The sequence below is a fragment of the Kamptonema sp. UHCC 0994 genome (assembly GCF_029167235.1).
Lineage (GTDB): Bacteria > Cyanobacteriota > Cyanobacteriia > Cyanobacteriales > Microcoleaceae > Kamptonema.
Genome location: NZ_JARFTR010000009.1, coordinates 1 through 8,812, shown reverse-complemented (window position 1 = coordinate 8,812; position 8,812 = coordinate 1). Strand labels below are relative to the sequence as shown.

The following is an 8,812-nucleotide window of genomic DNA, read 5'->3' as shown; positions in this document are numbered from 1 at the left end:
TGAATCCCCAGTAAATTAGTCAGGCGATCGCGAGTCATCCTCCAATGGCGGCAAACTAGCCCTCAACAGAGACTCAGCCTGAGATTTACTGTATCCAGCCACACCTTTAGGAGAATAAAGCACATCCGTGTCAAACAACCGCTCCACCACAGTTTGATACAAAATAGTGGTCTGAATCAGACAATAAAGAATTGTCCCGTAATCTAGTCGGCCGGCTTCATAGTGCTGAATAATCGTATACAGCAAAGAAGTCAGCCAGGACGAAAGAATCCAGTGCAGCGTCCGATTGTGACACCACGAAACCACCTTAATTTAACTCATCAACAATCCTTCTGCCTAAAGCAGTAAATCAATCTTACTTTCGATGTTTTGGAGCTTGTTACTCAGAACTATCTGGACATCATTAATATCTTCAATGGCAGCTTCAACCGTTGTGATAATTTCGGCAGTATATTCCCACACCGTCAGTTTAATATCCCGATGCCAAAAAGGAGGCTTGAAGCTTAACGAGTAATCGGCGGTATAGTCGTTAAGCCTCAGTAATTGTAAGCGGTTAAAAAATACCTTCCTACCATTAGTCGTCACGGCGTTTGGACTTCCACCAACAATTAACCCCGTCGAGAACTTCTGAACCAGATAGCCGCCAAATTGCCAACTATTACGCTTAGTTGCTGACTCACAATACACAGCAACAAATGGATTGTGCAACAACAAAGGACAAGTTTGTTCAGGAATCGGGTCCCAAGACAGGGCCTCGCCATTAGACCGAAACACCTGACCGGAAGCCTGAACATTGAACTCCCACCGAGACTCCCAATTATTAGGATTTTGCAGGTCTAAAACTAGCCCCATTTAAACCCTCTCAAACTCATAACTTAAAAGCCACTCAGCGCGACCAATCCACCACTCAGGGTCAATGCCATGATGCTCAAGAATATCTTGATAAGTGCCAGTGTCAATCTTCTGGTCAATAAAATCACTAGCCGCTTGATTGAGCTGAATCATGCCATCAAACTCTGAATCAGTACAATCACCGCCAACATCAACCATGAGCAAATCAACAACATCATCAACAAGATTGATATCCTGATCGAGAGTTTGCTCATAGCCCGGAAGCCATAACCCTGAGCTGGAAGATTGCAAAAAATTTGTCATGGTGATAGGTTACGCGGCTGCCGCTCTGATTGAGACATTACCCTGTGGCTTGAAAGAAACTCGCTCATTTCCAGTAGCAGCAGCTAGTAGCGCTACCCTTAATTGAGCTTGAGCAGTGCCCTCAGAGGGTACGGGGGCGGTAACACCCTGCCCGAAGCTTGAACTCACACTGTCTGTTTTTTTGTAACTGTAAGGAATCCCAGTGATGCGCGAGACAACGCCATTAACAGTCCCGCCAACCTGTGAGTAAATCACTTTTGCAAATTGAATTTTCCTCGCTTTTTCGATAATAAGATTTGCACCAGTTGGCTCTGCGATTGCTGCTAGATTGGCTGCCTTAACAGCGTTCGCAACTTTTGTGATGATAGTATTTGCGTTTTCTTCCTTGGCGGTGGGATCTCCTGAAGGAGAGCCCGGAATCCAAGTTTCATAAAAGAACTTGTCAGGCGCTCCAAATGGCTGAATCCATGCGGTTGTTCGTCCGACATTACTGCGTTTGTTCCCAGTTGCGGCTTGCGTTGCAGCAAAGGCAGCCTGTTTCTCAGCCCGGCTCATTTTTAACCAAAGGTCAAGCTTGTCCTTAGCAGCCTTTAATTCCTCAGCCCGATTAATATCCCCATATCTAGCCATATTGTCAAAAGCCTGCGATCGCGTACCCCATCACCGTTATTTCCTTGGGAGGCGGGTAGGCCTTTTCTGGACTCTTAGCTTCCCCTTGTTTTAGGAAAGCTTCATCCAGCTTGTGACCCTGGATAGAAAGGACAGCGTTAGCCAGCCTTTCACCTTCCTCGTGAGTCGAACAATAAATCAGGAAATTGTACCCTTGCCCCCAGTCATGGTAGGCAACTTGCTTTTTACCCTTTGACCATGTGTAGGGAGGTTTTGTCCTAAAAATACTGCTGATTTTCTTACCTAAATTGCTAATATCTTTCTCCGTTATTAACTTGAACTTCCCTTTCCCAGTCATTGACGGGTTATCAGTTAATTCCATCAAATCAAAACTAATTTTTCCCTGTACAGGTTGAAAACCCTTTTCAAAATCGCTTTCTTGTCTGAAATACAACGTAACTTCTGGATGCCCTGAACGCTTGATGACATCGCTTTTACCACTGTTAGCACCCTCACCAGCTTTCTGATTCCACCAATTAATAATCTGAGCAGCAATCCCTGAATAACTACCGGAAAATATCAGCCATTCCTGTAAAATCTGTCGATTCTCGAAGAATTGCACAACCTTAAAATCTGGTCGAGCTTTTCGATTCCCATGCACCTTTATCTCAACAATCTTAGGACGATTAGCTTTCTCAATTCCTGGCCAAGGCTGCTTAGTCCAAAGCTTTTTTAACTCCGAGCTAGAATCAGTTTGAAACTCAATAAACCCATCCTCAAAAGCCTTAGCCCACTTCTTAAAATTACCCTCAGACCAATTTACCCGCCAATCGACTATCAACTCAGTAGCTTTTAGTAAAGAGGTCTGCAATGGGATAAATGGCTCTGAACCACTCAGAAACAATCGCTCATCTTTATTGGATTGATTTAATAGCAGTTCGTAGACATCAAAAAGCGGCTGATTTCGCAGTGGATCATCTGTAGCTTTCTGCTGATTAATAATCGTGCTAGCTTCCTCTTCAGCCATTTTCTTGTAGGTAGCTATTCGGAATGATTCAAGCGTCATTTTTTGCCCTTCCCTCCATTCTTATCACGTTTTCCTACTGGTTTAAGTTGTCGAGGTTGTTCCTTATTAACTTTTTTAATTATTGGCCGTTCCTCCTGAAATTCTTCATAGGGGAGTTGTGGATTGATAGGTTTTTTCGGATGCTCCGTCGCCGTTCCTCCATAGCCTTGCTCAAACTCTTTAGCCCATTTTCTCAAATCACCCACACCTAGCGCTGTGCGGACATTTCGTCTATTTAAAAACCCATCGGTTTCTGCTACCTCTTGGTAACTATCTATCCGCGCCTCCAAATCATTTTTAAAATTCTTCTTCTCCTCAGCAGGTGTTTTGGGCTTTCTCTCCTTCTTTTTTTCTAAGGATGGTTTCTTTGCCATAATTAAATAAACTCCGTATAAACATCTTCCTCACCGAGTAAATCACCCAATGTATCAAAAAATTCCTCAAAACCCTCAATAGCCACGTCCGCGCCTTTCTCATTAGGAATAATAATTTTTATGCCTTCTTCAAATTGGGCTGCAAAGGTAAAGCTAGGCGCTTCCTTACCCCATTCATCCTCTTTCCCTAATGCTTTGGCTGCATATTTTCTGATATTCATGTAGCTCATTTTAAAAAGAATGCTTTGGCCAGCAGCTTTTACAGATTGCCGCACATTAGCTACAGCCTCCATTAGAGCATCTTTTACACTTTCGTTACCATCGTGAATTTCTATCAAGTTGGCGAGTTGGCGAACATTAATTCGTACTTTTGGGACATTTTTTACAGCCCCGCCTACAATCACACTAGCAACAGAGCGGCCCAATGCTGCACCCAACGGATTGTATAAACCCTCAATTGCACTTTTAATTCCTGCCATCAGCGAGGCATCACTTTGAGCCCAATCGAAAGCTCCTCCTTTTACTTGATTGAGGTAACTTAAGATGTTTTTGCCTGCTTTTTTTACCCAGTTTACAGCTTTCGCTGAGATGTTCCCTAGCCATTCATTATTAATTACGCCTTTAACTATTGCCGACGCAAAAGTTCCCGCTGCAATTTCTAAAACCATTATTTTTTACTCCCTAATAATAGGATTGCTTTTATTAACAAATCTTGCAAATCATCTTCCGTTTGGACAAAACGAGGTACGGGTAATGCGTAATCGGAGGGAGTTAGTATTGCCGGCAGCATTGATTCTGTTGTGTCCTCGTCATTTGCTTCTAGCCCCGGTGCTAGCCCATCCTCCGATTCTGGCGCTGCTTTCTTTCCCCCAAACCCCTTTCCTGATTCTTTTTTAGCTTTCCCTGCGGACAAATCAAATTCTAGCGGTAGTCGGATCGAAGTCCACTTGAAGGGACTTCCTAGCATTCTAACGACTTCTCTAATCGTTTCTCCGATGCCTGCTACCATTTTTAGAGTGCGGGTAACAGCATAGATTAGCCTGACTTGAATCTGTAGACGAGTCGCCGCATCCCCCTTATTTTCAATCGCTAATTCTACTAACGCCTGAATGGCGGCGGCCGGGGAATTGAGTTGAATTTCAACACCCTGATCGCCTGCTTTTGCTTTGTTAACATCTTTGATTTTTACTACAATCGGAGTATCAATTCCATAGCGGTTAACTGTCCTAAATAGATTGAGCTGTAGTTCTGCATAGTTGGTAACTTTTAGTTGGCCGCTCCCTCCCGGTGCCAGAAATTCTTTAGGGATTTTTATGCCGTTTTTTTCAATTTCTTCGACTGCTAAAACTTTCATTATTTTACGCAGCATTGAAACAGATTCACTACAACATTTATCATCAGGCATAGGTTTGGGATTCCATTTAGGTGAAGGTGAAGGTGAAGGTGAAGGTGAAGGGCTACTACATTGAGCAGTTTCATTCTTGGAGCCGCAAAAAACAAGACCTATGGGGTCAAAGCGTCTGCCATTTTCTAAATAGATTCCTGTGGAATTCATGTAATAATAGCCCCCACCTTCTTCTCCAAAGAGAACCTCGGATGTTTCTGCATCTATGGTGTACGGGCCTTCTCCATCATTGTCGTCATAAGTGCCCGCTCCCCTGCCAAAAGCCCACTTGCACGAAACAGCGTGTTCTGACTCTAGGGCCGCAACCAACATCGAACACCCAGGTGGTAGGCTACTAGGATCGATCGGCCCTCCCGGTGTGTTAGGACTTCCAGGCGTAGGAGTCGGAGATGGTGTAGGAGTAGGGGATGGTTCTTTAGGTTTACACCCAGGTGCTGTATAAATTTCAGTAGTAGAAAACGTTGTTACCGGACTTGTAAAAGTTTTGGTGACGGTAATAGTGCATCCATCTTTTACAATGTCAACAGAGATATTAAAGTCACCAAAAGGAGTGGCAACATTAGTGTTGGCACTGGCGCTAACATCACCATTACCTTGTACGTTAACGCTGACACCTGTTGAACCTCCAATCCCTAAACTGGTACTAGATTCAGCTTTAATTCCCTCTCGTCCTATTGAAATGGACTCATTCCCACCTTCTCCGCCTTTAATCCCAACTCTTGATGCTTCAATATCTTTAGTATTGATGTCGGTGTAGATACTTGTTCCGGGAACATTAGGGACGCTAACACTAAGCCCGATTTTCCCGTCACCTTTATTCGTAGGATTGCCTGTGGCAGTTTTATAATCTTTATAGGCTTTATTGCCTTGAATAATTACATCTGTGATACTTGGCATTTACCAAAATTCCTCCCCGCTAACAGTGGCGACGGCCCCTTCAGCAATTGCCCACAAAGCAAACCCTTGAGTATAAGAACGTGCAATTAATTCACCTCTCTCACCCTCAAAAGAAAGGCGACCGTTCTCATAGCTTAGAGCCCCGCCAGCCGCAAGAAATGCACATTGATTGACTGCAACACCAGCATTACTACTGCCAAACCGAAACCAAATTTTGCCAGTAGTTGTTAGCCGCAACTCTTTCCTCGCTGTGCGAGCTGCTAAAACTTGAACTGGAGAGGATGTGCCGACACTAACGCTAAAATTCGCAGCATTTGTAAACGGGACAGCGTTCGCATCCTGAACAAAACTAGGAATTATCAGAGCCGAACCAATAATTACAATCTTGTCAGCAGCTCCCAATGTGCCACTGCCAACATTCACTATTGATGCTCCGATTTTGTCAGTTGCGCCATAAAATCCAGAGCCATCATCTAACAATGGATTTAATAGCGGCCTGAAACTCCACGCCCCGACGCTAGTTTTGCCATGATTTTGTAATTGAATTTGGCTTCGCTGCTTCCAGCCACCACCAGAATCGACATACAAAGCCAACCCCTTTGATGGGGCTATTGCTAAGCTTTCATTGTATTTAGCCTGCTTTTCGGCCTCTGAATCTTCGGGGTAAATGTTAGGCGGACTAACGCCCGTAATCGAAGGCAAAAGATATTGAGCTTGTAGGGTGATAATCCTGTTAGCTGAACAAGATGATGCAACATAACCGCTAGGCGGTGTTAGCGCTGCGTTTAGCGTCGCAAAATTAATTATTTCGGTGATAGTTGCACCGCTGGCCTGGTTGAGCTCCAACTGGAAAGATTTAGTAGCTTCAGGCCTGAGCATTGTGTCCATTAACTCAGTGCTCCCAGCGGTGACAGGCCGATGTAACGCCATCCCCCTAGACCGTCAGAAATAGCCTGCAACGGAATTTGTACGCTCCCTTGCAGTTGTGCGTCAAGCGAGGTTTCCACAGCCGAAGCATTACTAATTTGCCAACTATTTACTAAAGAGAGATTTAAAGGATTTTTATCAGCCTGAATTTGCAACCAGAAAGCTTTCTATTTGCGCCTCTAGCCATTCAATCCTTTCTAAAAGACCCTTTATCTCTGCTAAGCAAACCCCGGCTACATCGGAAGCCGCAAGCATTTTATTGGGTTGTATCGGCAAATCCTCTTCCGTATCTAAATCTCCACCTAATTGAAATGCTAGCCAAAAGGCTTGAGCAAAAGTACCGACACTTTTAATTTTAGGATCGGAACCTTTGAAACTATATTTACAAACCGGCAAGTATTTTACTTTCTCTAAAATATCTTGATAGTCTACTTCTTCGACGTTTTCCTTTCGATAAAAGTCGCTGACGCTCACATATCCCCCCGCAGTTGTTATGTAGGAAGAGAATTGTTCGCCTACCGAAAAATAGAGGTAGGAGAAATCGGTTTTTAAAACCGGATAACTCTCGGAGGGAGACCCCGGCAATGCGCCCAGACTCTTGTCTAGCGCTATGTATTCCCCATTAGCATTGGTGAGAGAATTCACTTGGAACTTGCCCTGTTTATACCACCACAACCAACCACCCGAAGCGTTTGCTACTGTATTTGACCACATTCCATTCATCAGAAATGAATTGTGCTGCATAAAAACTGGTGCGCCTAAAGCGTCGGGAAAGCAAATCCCAGCAAGGCCGGCCTTCGACCCCGAAATATTGACGCTACCATAAATTGTAGGCTCCCCGATTCTACTCGCATATTCCAAGCCTAAATTAGCCCTAGCGGTAGCCGCATCACTCGCTCCTGTACCGCCTAAAACGACAGAAATGGGGATAGGAAAAATGACTTGCTGGTCTTGATTTAAGTTGAGAATTGGCATATTTTATCTGTTCTTTTTAGTCCATGAACCGATCAATTTTAGAACCTCTGCGGTGGAACTTCCAGCGGCGATCGCATCCCTCACCTCGTCCGCCCTGTTGGATGCCATCAAACTCATGCTGTGACCACCGGGTATGTGTACGTGCTTGACTCGTTTACCGACTCGGTAAGAAAACCGCCAATACTCGCCACCGCCGCGAGCACTGCCGCCAGCGTGGTACTTGTTGACGACTCCACAGGGTTGAGCGGTTGTTAGCGAATCATTTGTTAGCGAATCATCTATCGGGTCAGGTGGCCAATTTGATTCGCTAACAAACTCCTCAATTGATTCGCTAACAAGTTTTGGCGGCCAACTTTCATCCTCTTCGTAGCCGTCTTCAATGTCGTAGTGCTGTAAGACTTGTTCATATTTGCCGATGTCGAACAGTGAGAGTTGGCCGGGGGGAGGTAAGGTTTTACTTGCCATCGGTGAGCTGGAGGGTGATGAGCGATCGCGAACTGGATGGATTGCCGGGCATGACGACATCTACGTAGCGTCGGACTTTGCCATCGTCCTTGGTGGGATAGTTAACTGAGTCTGAGCCGAGTATGTTGGCGGTTCTGAGAGCTCTGACGAATTCCTCTATGTCGTCGGGGTGTCCGATGAGTCGAATTTCTAAAAACCTTGGCATTGTTCTCCTTCGATTTGAGCGATCGCTTTGACGCTGGTTTCGTGAAACCAAGTGCTGCCACCTTCGGGGTAAAAGATTACTGAGTAAATCCATCCTTGAAGAAGAGGAACGACGATGGATGCCCGCTCCTCACTTCGCCATTGCATACCGACGATGGTTGCCGATCGCTCGCAGCATTTGACTCGATCGCCAAACCAGAATTTCGGTTCGACACCGCCGTTAAATTCCCACAGTTCGGCCCACCGATCGATGCAGCGTTGCTCTAGTTCTTCGGCCATATTCACGCGGTATTCAGTCCATTGAGTCATGGTTGTTTCTCCCGTCCAGTCTTTGAGTTCTCCCATCGTTCCTGTTGTGTGTATCTTTGGATTTGCTGTGACTTCCACCCCGTTTGTGGAATGATTGTTTGCGGGTGAGGTAGGCAGGACGGGCTAGGATTTTTAGGTAGCGCTGCGCGATCGCTTCACCATCTTCATAGTCCTGTGTAAATAGCTGTACTTGCTTATCTATGCCTTTGTCCACAATTTCTCCTCGATGTTTGAATTACGGTGATACTACAAAGTGCAGAATTCTAAAACCTTTGGTTGGTATGGGTTTTGGTCTCTGCGCAGCTTCCCGCTGCACAACGCCAGGAAGCTGCATTTTGTAGTATCGGTTTGGTTTCCACTGGACTTGGCTCCAGTGTCCAGTGGACGGGTAGAGATTTATTCCCCCGGTGGTGAGTTGCCAGTTCG

General features: G+C 45.2%; 15 protein-coding genes. All 15 read right to left on the bottom strand.

The features are described 5' to 3' along the window. Positions 1–15 precede the first annotated feature (15 nt). Genes PY364_RS01100 through PY364_RS01030 form a run of 15 tightly spaced genes read right to left on the bottom strand, consistent with a single transcriptional unit; the run spans position 16 to position 8,600 of the window. A complete protein-coding gene (locus PY364_RS01100; protein WP_275519683.1) occupies positions 16–306 on the bottom strand; it encodes a hypothetical protein in 291 nt (96 codons plus the stop codon). A gap of 30 nt (positions 307–336) precedes the next feature. Continuing rightward, positions 337–852, bottom strand: a complete 516-nt coding sequence (locus PY364_RS01095; protein ID WP_275519681.1) for a hypothetical protein — start codon at positions 850–852, stop codon at positions 337–339. After that, positions 853–1,155 carry a hypothetical protein gene (locus tag PY364_RS01090; RefSeq protein ID WP_275519679.1) on the bottom strand — a complete coding sequence of 101 codons (303 nt, stop codon included), beginning with the start codon at positions 1,153–1,155 and terminating at the stop codon, positions 853–855. It lies immediately after the preceding gene. 9 nt (positions 1,156–1,164) lie between these two features. Beyond that, a complete protein-coding gene (locus tag PY364_RS01085; protein WP_275519677.1) occupies positions 1,165–1,785 on the bottom strand; it encodes a hypothetical protein in 621 nt (206 codons plus the stop codon). 4 nt (positions 1,786–1,789) lie between these two features. Continuing rightward, positions 1,790–2,830: a hypothetical protein gene (locus PY364_RS01080; protein WP_275519675.1), complete on the bottom strand. Its 1,041-nt coding sequence runs from the start codon at positions 2,828–2,830 to the stop codon at positions 1,790–1,792. After that, on the bottom strand, positions 2,827–3,204 hold the full coding sequence (locus PY364_RS01075) for a hypothetical protein (RefSeq protein ID WP_275519673.1): 378 nt from the start codon (positions 3,202–3,204) through the stop codon (positions 2,827–2,829). The genes PY364_RS01080 and PY364_RS01075 overlap by 4 nt, the downstream gene beginning before the upstream one ends. Before the next feature lie 2 nt (positions 3,205–3,206). Beyond that, positions 3,207–3,872: a hypothetical protein gene (locus PY364_RS01070; RefSeq protein WP_275519671.1), complete on the bottom strand. Its 666-nt coding sequence runs from the start codon at positions 3,870–3,872 to the stop codon at positions 3,207–3,209. Further along, the gene (locus PY364_RS01065; protein WP_275519669.1) at positions 3,872–5,506 is read right to left on the bottom strand and encodes a hypothetical protein; all 1,635 of its coding nucleotides are present in this window, start codon (positions 5,504–5,506) and stop codon (positions 3,872–3,874) included. The genes PY364_RS01070 and PY364_RS01065 overlap by 1 nt, the downstream gene beginning before the upstream one ends. Beyond that, complete coding sequence (locus tag PY364_RS01060; RefSeq protein WP_275519667.1) at positions 5,507–6,385, bottom strand: hypothetical protein; 879 nt, start codon at positions 6,383–6,385, stop codon at positions 5,507–5,509. It abuts the gene before it with no gap. An 8-nt stretch (positions 6,386–6,393) separates the two neighbouring features. After that, the gene (locus PY364_RS01055) at positions 6,394–6,588 is read right to left on the bottom strand and encodes a hypothetical protein (protein ID WP_275519665.1); all 195 of its coding nucleotides are present in this window, start codon (positions 6,586–6,588) and stop codon (positions 6,394–6,396) included. Further along, a complete protein-coding gene (locus tag PY364_RS01050; protein ID WP_275519663.1) occupies positions 6,572–7,408 on the bottom strand; it encodes a tail fiber domain-containing protein in 837 nt (278 codons plus the stop codon). The genes PY364_RS01055 and PY364_RS01050 overlap by 17 nt, the downstream gene beginning before the upstream one ends. Before the next feature lie 3 nt (positions 7,409–7,411). Continuing rightward, a complete protein-coding gene (locus PY364_RS01045; RefSeq protein ID WP_275519661.1) occupies positions 7,412–7,873 on the bottom strand; it encodes a hypothetical protein in 462 nt (153 codons plus the stop codon). After that, complete coding sequence (locus PY364_RS01040) at positions 7,863–8,078, bottom strand: hypothetical protein (protein ID WP_275519659.1); 216 nt, start codon at positions 8,076–8,078, stop codon at positions 7,863–7,865. Before PY364_RS01040 ends, PY364_RS01045 begins: the two co-directional genes overlap by 11 nt. After that, positions 8,063–8,386 carry a hypothetical protein gene (locus tag PY364_RS01035; protein WP_275519657.1) on the bottom strand — a complete coding sequence of 108 codons (324 nt, stop codon included), beginning with the start codon at positions 8,384–8,386 and terminating at the stop codon, positions 8,063–8,065. Before PY364_RS01035 ends, PY364_RS01040 begins: the two co-directional genes overlap by 16 nt. Beyond that, complete coding sequence (locus tag PY364_RS01030; RefSeq protein WP_275519655.1) at positions 8,370–8,600, bottom strand: hypothetical protein; 231 nt, start codon at positions 8,598–8,600, stop codon at positions 8,370–8,372. Before PY364_RS01030 ends, PY364_RS01035 begins: the two co-directional genes overlap by 17 nt. Positions 8,601–8,812 lie beyond the last annotated feature (212 nt).